The organism is Aminobacter sp. NyZ550, from assembly GCF_025628925.2.
Classification (GTDB): domain Bacteria; phylum Pseudomonadota; class Alphaproteobacteria; order Rhizobiales; family Rhizobiaceae; genus Aminobacter; species Aminobacter ciceronei.
In genome coordinates this window covers 433,416-448,192 of sequence record NZ_CP114190.1, presented here as the reverse complement: position 1 = coordinate 448,192, position 14,777 = coordinate 433,416, and the positions used below count along the sequence as shown (strand labels likewise).

Genomic DNA, 14,777 nt, shown 5'->3' with positions numbered 1-14,777 from the left:
CCCGTGGATTTGAGGACCCGCGCTAGCCTGAGACTGCTGCTGTTGTGGCGGATGTCGGTGCTTGGCTGCCTTGCAGGCGGCGCGCCGGTTCCGTCTGGTGGAGATAGACGGCGAGCGTATCCCATGGCGGCATGATGGACAGCTGCGACAGGATGCGGCCGACCTCGCCGCGGTGATAGCCGCCGTGCAGGATGACATGGCCCAGCATTTCTTCCCGCGACATGTATCCCTTGTCGCCGTCGGTGAACATGAATGCCAACCGCTCGGTCAGTCGGCCTGATGGTACATGCGCGACATAGTCGAGATACCACCGGTCCGAGTCAGTGACGGCCGACCGCAAGTCCGCAAGGGCCGGTGTTTGCGCGACATTGTCCGAGGTGTAACGGTGCGTCTCGCCGCTCAGATGCGCGGCAAAAATCCGGGCGACGACATGGTAATGGCTGATCAGCCGCAACGCCCTGGCCAGCTCCGCCCCCTGCCGCTCCGGGTCGAGTTCTTCGAGCTTGCCGAACAGATCTGCATTGGCCCAGGTGTGATAGCCGAACAAGGTGTGCAGAAGACCGCTCATCGCGAGGCTCCTTTTGTCTGTGTGCAAATGTGAGTAACGTCCTGATGATCGTCCGGAGCAGCCCAAGTGTCTACTCGCATTGCGAAATCGAACTCCCCGATGCGCAAGCTGCCGCGGCAGGGCCGTTCGCAAGCGACCGTCGAGGCGATCATCGAGGCCGGGGCTCACATTCTGGGCGAGAAGGGCTGGGACGACTTCAGCACCAACAAGGTTGCCGAACTGGCGGGTGTGAGCATCGGATCGCTCTACCAGTATTTTCCCGACAAGCAGTCGCTGGTCGAGGCCATTCGGCGCCGCCATCTCGACGATTGCCTTGCCGTCATGCGCGGGTCGCTGCGCGAGGGAAAGGCTGTCGAGCAATTTGCCGAGGATCTCGTGCGCGACATGTTCGCGGCGCACAGCATCAATCCGGGGCTGCATCGCAAGCTTCTCGACGAGGCTCAGAGCTCCGAGAGCATGAGGGATCCCAACAGTGCTTTCGAAGCCGAGTATCTCGGTCACTACACCGCCGCTGTCGCCGCTTATCGGACCTCGCGATCGGGGGCGAATGAGCGGGTTGCCGGCATGGTCCTTTCCGACCTGATGGACGGCGTGGTTCACAACGCCGCCCGTCGCGGCTTGCTCGGCTCCGAGGAGCTGAAACAAGAGCTGATCCGGCTGGTGCGGGCCTATCTCACAGTTGCGGACTGAACGGCGGCTCCGGCACCATTCATGTGATGCCGGAGGAGACCTTTTGCATCGGCAAGCAGCTTATGTCCGCACTTCCCGGATCGACGCCTCCAGAATATCGAGCGCCTCGGTCAGGACGTCGTCCTGGATGGTGATTGGCGCGAGGAAACGGATGACGTTGCCGTGGACGCCGCAGGTGAGCAGGATCAGGCCCTTGTCGAGCGCCTTGAGCCTGACGGCGTTGGCGAAGTCGGCCGAGGGCAGCTTGGTCTTTGCGTCGTTGAACTCGACAGCATTCATGAAGCCGAGACCGCGGATGTCTGATATCTCCGGCACGTCGTCGCGCAAGGATTCCAGCCGCTGCTTGAGCCGCGCGCCGAGCTGATTGGCGCGGTCGCAGAGTTTTTCGTCCTCGATGACGTCGAGCACGGCGTGTGCTGCCGCGACACCGATCGGGCTGCCGCCATAGGTGCCGCCGAGGCCGCCGGGATTGGGCGCGTCCATCAGTTCGGCGCGGCCGGTGACGGCGGCCAGCGGGAAGCCACCGGCGAGGCTTTTCGCCATCGTCATCAGGTCGGGCGCGACGTCATGATGGTCCATGGCGAACATCTTGCCGGTGCGCGCAAAGCCGGTCTGAACCTCGTCGGCGATCAAGAGCATGCCGTGCTGGTCGCAGATCTTGCGCAGCGCCGTCATGAAGTCGCGCGGCACCTCGTAGAAGCCGCCTTCGCCCTGCACCGGCTCGATGATGATGGCCGCCACCCGCGCCGGGTCGACATCTGCCTTGAACAGCCGGTCGAGCGCCGCCAGCGCATCGGCCGTGGTGACGCCATGCAGCGGCACCGGGAAGGGCGCATGGAACACATCGGCCGGCATGGCGCCGAAGCCTGCCTTGTAGGGCTGCACCTTTCCGGTCAGCGCCATGCCCATGAATGTGCGGCCGTGGAAGCCGCCGGCAAAGGCGATGACGGCCTGGCGGCCGGTGGCGTTGCGGGCGATCTTGACGGCGTTCTCGACGGCTTCGGCGCCTGTCGTGACGAAGATCGTGCGCTTGTCGCCCTTCATCGGCGCGATCGCGTTCAGCCTTTCGCCGAGCCTGACATAGCTTTCATAGGGCACGACCTGATGGCAGGTATGGGTGAAGCGGTCGAGCTGTGCCTTGACCGCCTCGATGACGCGCGGGTGGCGATGGCCGGTGTTGACGACGGCGATGCCGGAAGAGAAGTCGATGTAGCGGCGGCCTTCGACATCCCAGATCTCGGAGTTCTCGGCGCGGTCGGCATAGACCTGCGTCGTCATGCCGACGCCGCGGGCAATGGTCTGCATCTTGCGCTGTGAAATTTCGGCGTTTTTCATCGGTGATCCTCCAACCTCGCCGGCACCTTGCAGGCGCCAAACCGGCGTCATATCTGCACCTCTCCCGGTTTTTCACAAGCCGTCACGGTGATCGCAGGCATTGGTCCTCGCCGACGGCAAAAAAAGTTGCCGACGCCTTGTCGGAATTGCACATTCTCGCGCGTCCTAGTCATGAAGGAACTGAAAAGATGCTCTACGCCATCCTTTGCTACAACAACGAAGACGTCGTCTGCGCCTGGTCCAAGGAGCAGGACGACGAGGTGATGGCGCGCCTGCAGGTGGTCACCGGCAAGCTGCGCGACCAGGGCAGGCTGGGGCCGGTGGCCCGGCTGATGCCGACGACGGCTGCCACCACCCTGCGCAAGACCAAGGACGAACCATTGATCATCGACGGGCCCTTTGCCGAAACCAAGGAGCAGTTCCTCGGTTTCTACGTCGTCGATTGCGAGACGCTCGACGACGCCGTGGCCGTGGCCAAGGACCTGGCGGAAGCCAATCCTGGCGGCGGCTCTTACGAACTGCGCCCGATAGGCGCATTTTTCCCCGGAAAAGAGGCAGCATGACCGACCCGGCCTGGATCAACACGGCACTTTCTTCCGCCCGGCCGCAGGCCGTGGCAGCCTTGCTTCGCTATTTCCGCAACCTCGACACGGCGGAAGAAGCGTTCCAGGAGGCCTGCCTGCGCGCCTTGCGCACATGGCCGGAGAAGGGACCGCCGCGTGATCCGGCCGCCTGGCTGATCTTCGTCGGCCGCAATTCCGGCATCGATGCTGCCCGCCGCCAGAGCAAGCAGGCGCCGCTGCCGGCCGAAGAGCTGGTGTCCGACCTCGAGGACGCCGAGGCCGACATCGCCGAACGGCTCGACGGCCAGCACTATCGCGACGACATCCTGCGCCTGCTGTTCATCTGCTGCCATCCCGATCTGCCGGCGACGCAGCAGGTGGCGCTCGCCCTGCGCATCGTTTCCGGCCTGTCGGTCAAGCAGATCGCCCGCGCCTTCCTCGTCGGCGAAAGCGCCATGGAACAACGCATCACCCGCGCCAAGGCGCGCATCGCCAATGCCGACGTGCCGTTCGAGGCGCCTGGCCCGGCGGAGCGCTCGGAGCGCGTCGCGGCCGTACTTGCCATGGTCTATCTCGTCTTCAACGAAGGCTATTCCGCCGGTGCCACCGAGATCGCCAACCGCGCGCCGCTGTGCGAGGAAGCGATCAGGCTGGCGCGGCTGTTGCTGCGCCTGTTCCAGACCGAGCCCGAGGTGATGGGCCTGACCGCGCTGCTTTTGCTCCAGCATGCCCGCGCTGCCGCCCGCTTCAATGCCGAGGGCGAGCTCGTGCTGATGGAGGATCAGGACCGCACGCTGTGGAACAAGGCGCTGATCGACGAAGGCCTGGCGTTGATCGACAAGGCGATGCGCCACCGTCGACCCGGCCCCTACCAGATCCAGTCGGCGATCGCAGCACTCCATGCCCGCGCCGCCCGGCCCGAGGATACCGACTGGGCCGAGATCGACCTGCTTTATTCGGTGCTGGAATCGATGACGCCGTCGCCTGTCGTCACGCTCAATCGCGCGGTTGCTTTTGCCAAGCTGCGCGGACCTGAGGCGGCGCTGAAGCTGATCGAGCCGCTGGCGCCGAAGCTGTCGGGCTACTTCCACTTCTTCGGTGTGAGGGGTGGGTTGCTGATGCAGCTCGGCCGCACCGACGAAGCGCGCGAAGCCTTCGACAGGGCGATCGCACTGGCCAACACCGCAGCTGAAGCCGCCCACATCCGCATGCATCTCGATCGGCTCTCAGTGCCGTCGCCGGCAGCGAAGCCGAAGGCCAAGGCGCCAAGCCGTCAGCTGCATTAGTCGCGCGGGTCCAAGTATCCACGCGGCGATGTCGATGCCGCGCGCCAGCACCCTCAGCCCATCACAGCAGACAACCTTCTCCCCCGTTACGGGGAGAAGGTTGCGTCAGATTCGGCTAAGACCCGCGCAGCCAGTACGGGAAGTGCCTGTCTTCCCCCTGCTCGGGAGACGGAGGCAGCGGCGTCTTCTTGTCGGCCGGAACGTCCACGACCTTGCGATAGAGGTGCCAGGTCGCATGACCGAGCACCGGAATGACGACGGCGAGGCCAGCCAGGAACGGCAGCGACCCGATCAGCAGCGCGACGGCGACGATCAGGCCCCACAGAAGCATTGGCACTGGATTGTCCCGCACCGCCCGTGCCGACGTCTCGATCGCGGCATAGGCACCGACATCGGCGTCGAGCAGCAGCGGAAAGGCGACGACGGTGGTGCAGAGCACGACCAGGGCGAACAGGAAGCCGATCAGATTGCCGAGGAGAATCAGCGTCCAGCCGCGCTGGGTGGTGAAGAGATCGCTGAAGAACGCTGCCATCGACAGCGGGGCGTCGGCTCCGTAAAGCCAGCTGTAGAGCGCCTGCGCGACAAAAAGCCAGGCGACGAACAGCGCGAGCAGCATGATGCCGATGGCCACCATTGCCGGGATGGCCGGCGAATGCCTGACATCGAAGGCATGCCTCCAGGATGTGTCGAGGCCCTGCTCACGCCTTCGGCTGATCTCGTAGAGGCCGATGCCGAAGAAGGGACCCAGTAAGGCAAAGCCGGACATCAGCGGGAAAATGAGCTGCAGGGCGTTGCCGCCCGACGTCCATGTGATCAGGAACACCCCGACGATCGGGTAGATCAGGCACAGGAAAACGTAATGCGACGGCTTGTCCCAAAAGTCGTCCAAGCCACGTCGCAGCGCGTCGAACACATCAGCGACCGTTATCCGCCGGATGGCGGGATGCTCGATCGTATTGGTGGCGCCTGCGTACACATGGAAACTTGCCATGACCACTCCTCCGTTGGGGTGGGTCGCGGCCTGCGCTTGGCATGAGTGGTCACGCCAAACCGCGACCTTCACCTGGACAAATCATAGCGTGCTTCGAGAGATTTGACGACCCTGCGCGACCGTGCAGCTGATGGCTCACGCAAAGGTCATCGAACAAGGTGGCTTTGCCCGCCGCCGAAGCGGTCCAGGCAGAGTGCGTGGAGGCGTTCTGGCGTCAGCTGCAATAGCGGCGCGGAAAGGTCGAGATCGCCCGCGCGGCGATGTCGGTGCCGCGCGCCAGAGCTTCGGCAAGCGTCCGGCCCTTGGCGAGCGCCGCGAGGAAGGCAGCGTTGAAGGTGTCGCCGGCGCCGACGGTGTCGATCACCTGGACCTTCGGCGATGCGGCGTGGAAATGTGCCCCGTCGGCATAGGCATGCGCGCCTTCGGCTCCGTCCTTGATGACGAGCGTATGCGAAGGGCCGATACGCCCGGCCAGAAGCTCGGCCGCGCCTTCGAGATCGTCCATGCCGGCAAGCCCCTTGGCTTCCTCGGCATTGATCAGCGACACGTCGGCAGCGGCAATCCATTCGCCCAGACGCTGCATGTTGGTCGCGCTCCAGCCGGCGGGTGGCCAGCCCGGATCGATCGCCGTGCGCCAGCCTCTGGCCGCAAGCGCCGCCAGAAGCTTGATGGTGCCTGCCTCGATGGCGGGCATCAGGAAGCCGCCCGAGATCAACGCGAAGGCGTTTTCGCCTGGCGCCCCGGGCAGGCGTTCAATAAGGTCGTCGAGGCTGGCGCGCTGCAAATGTCCGGGCGTGGTGAAAAACACTCGGTCGCCACCCTTGTGGACGATGCCGACGGTGAGCGTCGTCTCGCAGGGTTCGACGATCCATTCGGTCGATGGCTGGTCGAACTGGCCGCTCAGCCACGCGCCGTTCGAGTCGTTGCCGACCGAGGCGATCATGCGGTGTGCGACCTGCATGCCTGACAGCGCCAGCGCGGTGTTGCCGGCCGAGCCGCCCGGCCGCATCTCCGAGCGGTCGACCATCACTTCGGTGCCGACGGCAGGCCAGCCGTCGACCTCGCCGAGCACGAGGTCGACATTGACATTGCCGAGAACCAGCAGCGGCGGAACGGTCATGGGATGGCCTGTGATGCAAGAGAGCGGCCACACACATGGCCCGGCCGCCGAATGGTCTGGTCAGGCACCAATGCGGGCCACGACCGGGACATAGTTTTCGAGTTCCGGAGCCGGGAAGCTGACCGAACCGGAAATCTCCGCCGAGCGGTAGAGCCCCATCAGGATCTCGACCACGGCGAGCCCGTCATGGAAGGTTTCCATCGGCGTCTCGCCCTTGCGGAAGCACTCGACCATGTGTCGGTTCTCGTCGGTGTAGCCATAGACGCCCGCTTCGTCTTCCAGCACCGGCATCAGACCCTGTTCGGCATTCTGCTTCTCGACAAGGTCCTCGCCTTCTTCGCCCTTGACCTCCCGCGACATGAATATCTTGAGGCCGGTGTTGAGCGAGTTGAACTCCATCGCATATTCCGGCCCGAGCAGTTCGAGCTGGATCCGCAGGCCGGCACCGACATAGGCCCAGGAGGTCGTCGCCTCGATCACCAGCTCGTTGCCGTCCTCGTCCTCGAGCAGGATGGTGCCGCGGGCGAAATCTTCGGACGGGCGGTTGCGGTAGTCCACCTCGCTGCCGAAGCGCTTGCGCAGCTGGTCGGCATAGTTGGGTCGCGTCCATTTGAGATTGGCGACGGTGCCGCTCACCTGCTTGATGGTCAGCGACTTGCGCGGGGCACCCGGCTTGGTCAGCAGATGGCGGGCGACCTCGACACTGTGGCACATCATGTCGGACAGCACGCCGCCGCCCTGCTTGTCGCCCTGCCAGAACCACGGCTCGTGCGGACCGGAATGCTCTTCGGCCGCGCGTGCCAGATAGGGCCGACCGGTGGCCGAGGCGGCGCGGCGCCAGATAATGTCCTTGCCGCGGATGACCGGCGTGCAGAACACCTGATTTTCAAGATAGCCGTGATTGAGGCCGGCGTCCTCAGCCAGGCGCAGCATCTCGCGCGCCTCGGCGATGGTCCGCGCCAGCGGCTTTTCGCAGGCAACCGCAATCACCTTGCTGCGGCCGGCCTTCACCTCGGCATGCAATGTGCGCATCACGTCGAGGCGGGTGTAGTTGGGCGACAGGATCCAGATCGCGTCGACATTGTCGGCGTTGACGAGCGATTCCAGGCTGTCGTGGCTGGTGCAGTCGCCCAAGCCGAGTTCGGCAACGCGGCTGGCGAAGCGGGCGCGGTTCTCGGCCTTGCGGCTGAACACGCCGGTGACATCGACATTGCGCACGCCGAGCATGCCCTTGAGGTGGAATTCCGCGATGAAGCCGCTTCCGACGAAGCCGACGCGCAGCCGCTGTTTGGGCAATCCGGTCATGTGAGGTCCCCTAGACTGAAATCATTTCGGCGCCGGCGCCGTGGTGCCGCGGACCTTGAGCGTTGTCGGCAGCATCACCGGCTTGCGCGGCGTGGCACCGCCCGACAGCAGGTCGAGCAGCATGGTCATGGCGGCGCGGCCGATGTCGGTGCGCGGCTGGCTGACTGTCGTCAGCGGCGGATAGAAGGCTTCGCTCAGGAACAGGTCGTCGAAGCCGACGACCGAGACCTGGCCGGGCACGTCGAGGCCGAGCTTGCGCAATTCGTGGATCACGCCGAAGGCCATTTCGTCGTTGGCGACGAAGATCGCCGTTGGCGGCTCGGGCAGTTCGAACAGCGCCCGGCACAGGCGCTGGCCGGTGTGCAGCAGATAGTCGCCGCGCTGCTCGTAGCCGTCCGGGATGGCGAGGCCTGCGGCCTGCATTGCGGCGCGATAGCCGTCGCGGCGGTCGACGCTCATGATCTCCGGCACCGGGCCGGAGACATGGGCAATGCGCCTGTGGCCAAGGCCGATCAGATGCTCGACGGCGTTGCGGGCGGCCGCCGCGTTGTCGATCATCACATGCGGGAAGCCGGCGTCCTGGATCTCCTCCAGCGCCACCACGATCGGCGCGCCGCCTTCGACCGAGGCGACAAAACCCTCGCGCCGGGGCAGCTTGCCGGTCATCAGGATCATGCCGTCGGCATGGCCGTCGCGCAGCATGTCGAAATACTCGATTTCGCGGTCGGAGTCGTTTTCGGTGTTGCCCATCAGTACCGAATAGCCGGCGGCGCGGGCGGTCGCTTCGACACCCTTGAGGATCTCGAGGTAGAACGGGTTGCCCACGTCGCGTACCACCATCAGCACCGCCATCGCCTTCTGCGTGCGCAGGTTGCGGGCGCTGACATTGGGCCGGTAATTCATCTCGCGCGCCATCTCGCGAATGCGGCTCAGCGTCGGCTCGGCGACGAGGCCGCTGTCGGAAAGCGCGCGCGACACGGTGGCTGCGGAAACGCCCAGCCGCTCGGCGATGTCCTTGATCTTGGGTCGCTCGTTCATGCGCGCATCGCCCTGCCACGGCCGTAGAAGAGCATCAGGATCAGCAAGGTCGCGCCGAACACCATCTGCCGCCCGGATTCATCGATATGCACTGTCGTCAGTATGCTCTGGAGAACGACCAGCAGCACGGCGCCCGCCATCGTGCCCGTGTAGCCGCCCTTGCCGCCCGACAGCGGTGTGCCGCCGAACACCACCGCAATGATCGAAGGCAGCATGTACTGCTCGCCGACATTGGCGAAGGACGAGCCGGAATAGCCGATCAGGCACATGCCGGCGACCGCGGCGAAGGCGCCCGACAGCATGAACAGGGCGATGCGGGTGCGCTTCACCGGGACGCCGGCCATGAAGGCCGCCTGCTCGTTCGAGCCGATGGCGTAGATACGGTGGCCGAACACGGTGCGGCCGAGCATGAAGGCCATCAGCAGGCCGATCGCCACCCACAGCCAGATGATACCGGGCAGGCCGAAGAGGAAAGGCTGGGTGACGAACTGCGACAGACCGGGCGCGGCGCGTCCCGAGGGGATGCCGTTGCGGATGACGACGAGAAGACCTTGCAGCACGCCGAGCATGCCGAGCGTCATGACCAGCGGCGGGATGCGCAGCAGCGTCACGCCGAGGCCGTTGAACAGGCCGATCACTGCACCCGCGGCGATGCAGCCGAGGATCGCCGGCAGGATGCCGCTATCCGCACCGTTCATCAGATTGCCGCCGATGATGGCGCTGAGCGAGACGACGCCGCCGACCGACAGGTCGATGCCTTCGCGGCCGCCAAGGATGACCAGGTTCTGGCCGGCGGCGACGATGCCGAGCAGGGCGGCGACGATGAGCAGGCGCAGGATCTGCTGACCCGAGGCGAAGCCGGGCGACAGCGCCTCGCCGAGCAGCAAGAGCGCGGCGATGAGGGTCAGCGCCACGACCAGCGGCTGCTTGAGGAAGGTCAGCACCGGCGAGGGGGCTGCCGCTGGCGTTTGGGTTGCTGCGGTCATGCGCGTGCCCTCCGTCCGACAAGGATGCCCGCCATCAGGGCGACGAGAATGGCGAGGCCCTGGACCAGGTTCTGCCATTCCGACGGCGTGCCGACGAAGAACACCAGCGAGTTGATCAGCCCGATGATCAGCGCACCGATGATCGAGCCGACGACGGTGCCGAAACCGCCCGACAGCGCGCTGCCGCCTAGCACCACCGCCGCCACAGAGAACAAGGTCATCTTGCCGCCGACAAGTGGGTCGCCGCTGGCCGTGTCGCCGGTGATACAGAAGGCGGCGAGCGCCGCAAACAGGCCGCAGAGCGCGTAGCCCTGGACGCGGATCTTCGTCACCGGCAGGCCGCTCTGATAGGCAGCCTGCGCATCGTCGCCGACCGCGAGCAACTGCGTTGCGAGCCTTGTGCGGGCAAGCACGTAGAGCACGATCGCCAGCAGAGCCACGGCGAAATAGACAAACGGAATCTCAAAGAAGCGTCCGCCATAGGTACGCCAGAAGGCGGCGGGCGCCGGCGTGCCGGCCACCGGCATGACGTAGAGCGCCAGCCCGGTGAAGAAGATCGAGGTGGCGAAGGTGGCGACGATCGGCTGCAGCCGGAGCGCCGCAACCACGATGCCATTGATAATGCCACAGGCGAGGCCAACGAAGAGCCCGATGCCGAGCGCTGCAACCACCGAGAAGCCGCTGCCGCCCAGCTTCTCCATCGTCACCACGATGACGACATTGACCAAAGAGACGATGGCGCCTGCCGACAGGTCGATGTCGCCGGCATAGACGACATAGGTCTGGGCGATGGCGAGCATCATCAGCGCCAGATAGGTCTTGGTCAGGCCGGTGATGCCGGCAAAGCTTACGCTGCGCGGCTGGTAGAGGCCGTTGAGCGCAAGCAAGACGATGGCGATGACCAGCGCCGGCAGGAACGGATGGCGCTCGACGAGGCGCTTCAATCCGCCCGGCTTGCTGGAGGGAAGGGACGCGGCTGTCATCACGCGGCCTCGTAAGCTGCCTGGTAGAGATTGTAGCGCGTTCTGTCGGCGCCGGTGAGTTCGCGGCGCACCGCACCGCCGTTGAAGACGAGGATGCGGTCGGCATTGTTGAGCAGCTCGGCATCCTCCGAGGAATAGAGCACGATGCCCATGCCCTCGGCGGCGAGCTGGCGGATCAGCGCGAACAGATCTGCCTTAGCCGACAGGTCGATACCCTTGGTCGGATCATCGAGCAACAGCACGTCGGGCCGGTCGATCAGCCAACGGGCGATGACGATCTTCTGCTGGTTGCCGCCCGACAGCGAATTGATCGGGTAGCCGAGCCCGGCAAATTTGGTGTGCAGCGCCTCGAGCGCCGGCTTGACCCGCTCGGCCAATGCCGAGGGTCGGGCGAGGAACAGCTTCTGGCGGAGATAATGGATCGGCGTGACGTTTTCGAGGATCGGCCGGCCCTGGATCACGCCGTCGCGGCTGCGGTCGCCGGAGACATAGGCGAGGCCGCGTCGGATCGCCGCGCGTGGGTCAGATGGCGCAAAAGTCGAACCCGCCAATGTGAGCGTGCCGCCATTCGAGGGAGTGGCGCCGAAGATGGCGCGCAGCACCGCCGACTGGCCCTGGCCATGCAGGCCGCCGAAACCAAGAATCTCACCTTTGGCGACCTCGAAGCCGACATTGGCGAAACCCTTGCCGAAGAAACGGGAGACCGTCAGCACCGGTGCCTTGCGATCGGCGGCCTCGGCCGGCGGTGCGCTGGCGCCGGGCGCCAGCTCGTCCTGGCCGCCGACCATCAGCCTGATGACCTCGCCGGGATTGGTGTCGGCGATGTTCTTGGTGCCGACCGTCTCGCCGTCGCGGATGACGGTGACGCGGTCACCGATGGCGAAGATCTCATCCATGCGGTGCGAGATGAAGATGATGCTGCGGCCCGCGGCCTTGAGGTCGCGCAGGATGTCGAAGAAGCGGTCGACCTGGGCCCGGTCGAGTGCCGATGTCGGTTCGTCGAAGATGGTGATGGGGGCTTCGGTCGCCAGCGCCTTCATGATCTCGACCAATTGGCGCTGGTCGGCGCGCAGGTTCTCGACCACTGCCTCGGCCGAGAAGCCCTCGCCGGAAACGGTGTCGAACAAAGCGATGTAACGCTGTGCCCGGCTCTCCAGGGCTGCGCGGTCGACGAAGATGCCGCCCGGTATGTCGGGCAGGCAGATGTTTTCTGCAACCGTCCGATGTCCGGCCAGGCTGAGCTCCTGGTAGAAGATGCCGATGCCTGATGCGCGTGCGGAATGCGGGCCGGTGATGGTGACCGGCTTGTTGTCGATCAGGATCTCGCCGCCGTCCGGCCGCACGCTGCCGGCCAGCACCTTGCACAAGGTGCTCTTGCCCGAACCGTTCGAGCCGATCAGCACATGCACTTCGCCTGCCTCGACCGTTAGGTCGCCGCGGCGCAAGGCCAAGGTAGCGCCGTAAGCCTTGCTTACGCCGCGCATGATGAGTTTCGACATGGTGGTGGCTTCCCGGTGCTTCGTCGGTCGCGGGGACGCGGGCCTGTGTGCAGGTGCCGCGTCCCCCGTCTTGGGAGGAAGCTTACTTGAAGAGCTTTTCGGCGTCTTCGATGGAAAGCTGGCTGGTGTAGGAATAGTAGCCCGGCTTGCCGTCTACCGCCTTCGCAGCGTCAGCGAGGTTCTTGCTGTCGATGAACGGGATCGGCAGGTAGATGGCGTTCTTGTACTGGCCAGCCGTTGCCGGTTCCTTCAGTTCCTTGCCCTGCAGCATCAGCACGGCGACGTTGAGTGCCGAGGCCATCACGCCGGGCGGGTTCACCGAGGCGCCCGAGTTGAGCTTGTCCTTGGTCCAGATGTCGATGAAGTCCTTGCGGATCTCGCCGGTGGCGGCGATCGACGATTCCTTCTTGGCATCGATGATCGACTTCCAGGCGCCCGCCGCCATGCCGTCTTGCACCCAGACGCCGTTGATGTCGGGGTAGGTGGCGAGCAGGTTCTGCATCGCCTGCTGGCCCTGGGCCTGATCCCAGTTGGCGTTGACTTCGTTGACGATCTTGATGTCGGGATACTGGCCGAACACTTCCTTGTAGCCGGCGACGCGCATCTCGTTGGCCGGGTGGCCGGCGACGCCGTTGATCGCAACGACATTGCCCTTGCCGCCGAGCGTTTCGGCGAGCCACTTGGCGCCGGCCGCACCCCAGGCCTTCTGGTCGATGCCGACATAGGTGGCGTCAGGCGACGACACTTCGGCGTCGGTCGAGATTACCAGGATGCCGGCTTCCTTGGCCTGGGCGAAGACCGGGTCGAACGCCGTCGGGCTGTTCGGGTTGATGATGATGGCGTTGACGCCTTCGCTGATGAAGTTGCGGACATGCGCGATCTGGCCGGGCACGTCGACATTGGCGCTCTGCACCACGACCTCGACATTGACGCCCTTGTCCTTCCAGGCAGCCGCTGCGGCCTGGGCTTCCTCGATCATCTGCGTGCGCCACTCCGAGCCGACCCAACCATTGGACAGGCCGATCTTGTAGTCGGCCGCCTGGGTCGAGAACGCCGATACGGCCAGTGCCGCGACGGTGGTAAGCGCCAGTGCTGAAAATTTCCTCATGAACTCCTCCCGATGCACAGAAAAACTGCTGCGAAGGATCATATGCCGAAAATGTAATCGATTTCAATCGCGATTTTCCAGCATTCTGGCGGGGTGATGTCGAAACGCCGACCGCGACCAGTCGCTCCCGGCATGTTACGTTCGCGCAGCTGGTCCAATGGCGGATCCGGCGGCGTCGATGCAGTCGCCAAATACAGACGAGCTCCGTTCCGTGACCATTCTGCTGACGGTGCTGGCGATGATCGCTTTTGCGGTCAACTCGCTGCTGGCGCGTTCAGCTCTCGACGGCGGCGCGATCGATGCGGTTGCCTACACTGCGATCCGCCTGTGCTCCGGCGCGGCGGCGTTGCTGCTGCTGATCTCCTGGCAGCGCGGCCGCAGCATCTTTCGAGCCCGGCCCGGCAACTGGCCGTCGGCTGTCGCCCTGTTCGCTTATGCCTTGGCGTTTTCGCTTGCCTATCTCCGCCTTGGCGCCGCGGTGGGTGCGCTTGTGCTTTTCGCGTCCGTCCAGGGCACCATGATCTTTTGGGGCATTATCAGGCGAACCCGGCCAACCCTGCGCGAGCTTGCCGGGTTGGTCATTGCCTTTGCGGCTTTCCTCTATCTCGTGCTGCCCGACCTCAACGCTCCTGATGCCATCGGCAGCGTGCTGATGGTGGTTTCGGGCATTGCGTGGGGCATCTACTCGCTGCGTGGCCGTGGCTCGGCGAGCCCCCTTGGCGATACCGCCGGCAATTTCCTGCGCGCCGCCTTGATCTGCATCCCACTCGCCCTGCTGACCACCTTCGGCGCCGGTGTGACCGCGCGCGGCGTCTACCTCGCCGCCGCCTCAGGCGTCGTTGCTTCCGGATTGGGCTATGCGATCTGGTACCGCGCCTTGCCCGGTCTCACGCCGACCCAGGCCGCCGTCGTCCAGCTGACGGTCCCGGTCATTGCGGCGGCGGGCGCCACGGTATTCCTGTCCGAGGTTCTGTCGGCCCGCCTGGTGCTTGCCAGCATCTGCATCCTGTCAGGTGTCGCGCTGGCGATCACGTCACGCCGTCCAGTTTGAAAACGTCGACCCCGGTCCAATCCGGCGTGAACCTTTCCCTGCTCGGCCGCGACCCATGCGCAGGCCCCGCATGATGCGGCGTCAGCAAAGGAAAGAAGCCAATGACCACAGACACCAGGTGTTGCGGGTCACCGCGAGCACCCGGAGCACGGCGCGATCACTGCCTCAGGGAGAGGGTGGACGCGTTGGGCTTCGGGCTTGTTCCATTGACCCAAGGTAAGCCCCGGCGTATCGTCGCGCCGAGGGACATTCTA

At 65.1% G+C, this 14,777-nt stretch carries 14 protein-coding genes; 4 read left to right on the top strand and 10 right to left on the bottom strand.

Features of this window, described 5'->3' with window-relative positions; translation table 11 throughout:
• Positions 1-22: 22 nt before the first annotated feature.
• Complete coding sequence (locus tag N7E70_RS02240) at positions 23-568, bottom strand: DinB family protein (protein WP_067955315.1); 546 nt, start codon at positions 566-568, stop codon at positions 23-25.
• A gap of 66 nt (positions 569-634) precedes the next feature.
• On the opposite strand from N7E70_RS02240, the gene N7E70_RS02235 reads away from it, so the two are divergent.
• Positions 635-1,258 carry a TetR/AcrR family transcriptional regulator gene (locus N7E70_RS02235; protein ID WP_312870997.1) on the top strand — a complete coding sequence of 208 codons (624 nt, stop codon included), beginning with the start codon at positions 635-637 and terminating at the stop codon, positions 1,256-1,258.
• A gap of 60 nt (positions 1,259-1,318) precedes the next feature.
• Here N7E70_RS02235 and N7E70_RS02230 read toward each other — a convergent pair whose 3' ends face one another.
• A complete protein-coding gene (locus tag N7E70_RS02230) occupies positions 1,319-2,593 on the bottom strand; it encodes a 4-aminobutyrate--2-oxoglutarate transaminase (RefSeq protein WP_067965823.1) in 1,275 nt (424 codons plus the stop codon).
• Positions 2,594-2,781: 188 nt separating this feature from the next.
• Here N7E70_RS02230 and N7E70_RS02225 point away from each other — a divergent pair, with 188 nt between their 5' ends.
• Both N7E70_RS02225 and N7E70_RS02220 read left to right on the top strand, forming a co-directional pair.
• On the top strand, positions 2,782-3,156 hold the full coding sequence (locus N7E70_RS02225; protein WP_067955311.1) for a YciI family protein: 375 nt from the start codon (positions 2,782-2,784) through the stop codon (positions 3,154-3,156).
• Positions 3,153-4,442: an RNA polymerase sigma factor gene (locus N7E70_RS02220; RefSeq protein WP_067955310.1), complete on the top strand. Its 1,290-nt coding sequence runs from the start codon at positions 3,153-3,155 to the stop codon at positions 4,440-4,442. Before N7E70_RS02225 ends, N7E70_RS02220 begins: the two co-directional genes overlap by 4 nt.
• Positions 4,443-4,557: 115 nt before the next feature.
• Here the strand turns inward: N7E70_RS02220 and N7E70_RS02215 are convergent, their stop codons facing one another.
• From N7E70_RS02215 to N7E70_RS02180, 8 genes are all read right to left on the bottom strand, one after another.
• Positions 4,558-5,433 (bottom strand): DUF2189 domain-containing protein, encoded by an 876-nt coding sequence (locus N7E70_RS02215; protein WP_067955308.1) that lies wholly within the window; start codon positions 5,431-5,433, stop codon positions 4,558-4,560.
• Positions 5,434-5,647: 214 nt separating this feature from the next.
• Positions 5,648-6,553 (bottom strand): carbohydrate kinase family protein, encoded by a 906-nt coding sequence (locus tag N7E70_RS02210; RefSeq protein WP_154385893.1) that lies wholly within the window; start codon positions 6,551-6,553, stop codon positions 5,648-5,650.
• 60 nt (positions 6,554-6,613) lie between these two features.
• Entirely contained in the window at positions 6,614-7,858 is a 1,245-nt protein-coding gene (locus tag N7E70_RS02205; protein ID WP_067955306.1) for a Gfo/Idh/MocA family protein, read from the bottom strand.
• A 21-nt stretch (positions 7,859-7,879) separates the two neighbouring features.
• Positions 7,880-8,896, bottom strand: a complete 1,017-nt coding sequence (locus N7E70_RS02200; RefSeq protein ID WP_263005419.1) for a LacI family DNA-binding transcriptional regulator — start codon at positions 8,894-8,896, stop codon at positions 7,880-7,882.
• On the bottom strand, positions 8,893-9,882 hold the full coding sequence (locus tag N7E70_RS02195) for an ABC transporter permease (RefSeq protein ID WP_067955302.1): 990 nt from the start codon (positions 9,880-9,882) through the stop codon (positions 8,893-8,895). The genes N7E70_RS02200 and N7E70_RS02195 overlap by 4 nt, the downstream gene beginning before the upstream one ends.
• Positions 9,879-10,865 (bottom strand): ABC transporter permease, encoded by a 987-nt coding sequence (locus N7E70_RS02190; RefSeq protein ID WP_442866488.1) that lies wholly within the window; start codon positions 10,863-10,865, stop codon positions 9,879-9,881. Before N7E70_RS02190 ends, N7E70_RS02195 begins: the two co-directional genes overlap by 4 nt.
• Complete coding sequence (locus N7E70_RS02185; RefSeq protein WP_263005417.1) at positions 10,865-12,364, bottom strand: sugar ABC transporter ATP-binding protein; 1,500 nt, start codon at positions 12,362-12,364, stop codon at positions 10,865-10,867. Before N7E70_RS02185 ends, N7E70_RS02190 begins: the two co-directional genes overlap by 1 nt.
• An 82-nt stretch (positions 12,365-12,446) precedes the next feature.
• Positions 12,447-13,472: an ABC transporter substrate-binding protein gene (locus N7E70_RS02180; RefSeq protein ID WP_263005416.1), complete on the bottom strand. Its 1,026-nt coding sequence runs from the start codon at positions 13,470-13,472 to the stop codon at positions 12,447-12,449.
• 211 nt (positions 13,473-13,683) lie between these two features.
• On the opposite strand from N7E70_RS02180, the gene N7E70_RS02175 reads away from it, so the two are divergent.
• Positions 13,684-14,523, top strand: a complete 840-nt coding sequence (locus tag N7E70_RS02175; RefSeq protein WP_263005415.1) for a DMT family transporter — start codon at positions 13,684-13,686, stop codon at positions 14,521-14,523.
• The last annotated feature ends 254 nt before the right edge of the window (positions 14,524-14,777 follow it).

Excerpts from the sequence above, each read along its gene's own strand:
- N7E70_RS02230 (WP_067965823.1), bottom strand. The coding sequence starts at position 2,593 with ATGAAAAACGCCGAAATTTCACAGCGCAAGATGCAGACCATTGCCCGC.
- N7E70_RS02215 (WP_067955308.1), bottom strand. The coding sequence starts at position 5,433 with ATGGCAAGTTTCCATGTGTACGCAGGCGCCACCAATACGATCGAGCAT.
- N7E70_RS02205 (WP_067955306.1), bottom strand. The coding sequence starts at position 7,858 with ATGACCGGATTGCCCAAACAGCGGCTGCGCGTCGGCTTCGTCGGAAGC.
- N7E70_RS02200 (WP_263005419.1), bottom strand. The coding sequence starts at position 8,896 with ATGAACGAGCGACCCAAGATCAAGGACATCGCCGAGCGGCTGGGCGTT.
- N7E70_RS02225 (WP_067955311.1), top strand. The coding sequence starts at position 2,782 with ATGCTCTACGCCATCCTTTGCTACAACAACGAAGACGTCGTCTGCGCC.
- N7E70_RS02210 (WP_154385893.1), bottom strand. The coding sequence starts at position 6,553 with ATGACCGTTCCGCCGCTGCTGGTTCTCGGCAATGTCAATGTCGACCTC.
- N7E70_RS02180 (WP_263005416.1), bottom strand. The coding sequence starts at position 13,472 with ATGAGGAAATTTTCAGCACTGGCGCTTACCACCGTCGCGGCACTGGCC.
- N7E70_RS02240 (WP_067955315.1), bottom strand. The coding sequence starts at position 568 with ATGAGCGGTCTTCTGCACACCTTGTTCGGCTATCACACCTGGGCCAAT.
- N7E70_RS02195 (WP_067955302.1), bottom strand. The coding sequence starts at position 9,882 with ATGACCGCAGCAACCCAAACGCCAGCGGCAGCCCCCTCGCCGGTGCTG.
- N7E70_RS02185 (WP_263005417.1), bottom strand. The coding sequence starts at position 12,364 with ATGTCGAAACTCATCATGCGCGGCGTAAGCAAGGCTTACGGCGCTACC.
- N7E70_RS02190 (WP_442866488.1), bottom strand. The coding sequence starts at position 10,865 with ATGACAGCCGCGTCCCTTCCCTCCAGCAAGCCGGGCGGATTGAAGCGC.
- N7E70_RS02220 (WP_067955310.1), top strand. The coding sequence starts at position 3,153 with ATGACCGACCCGGCCTGGATCAACACGGCACTTTCTTCCGCCCGGCCG.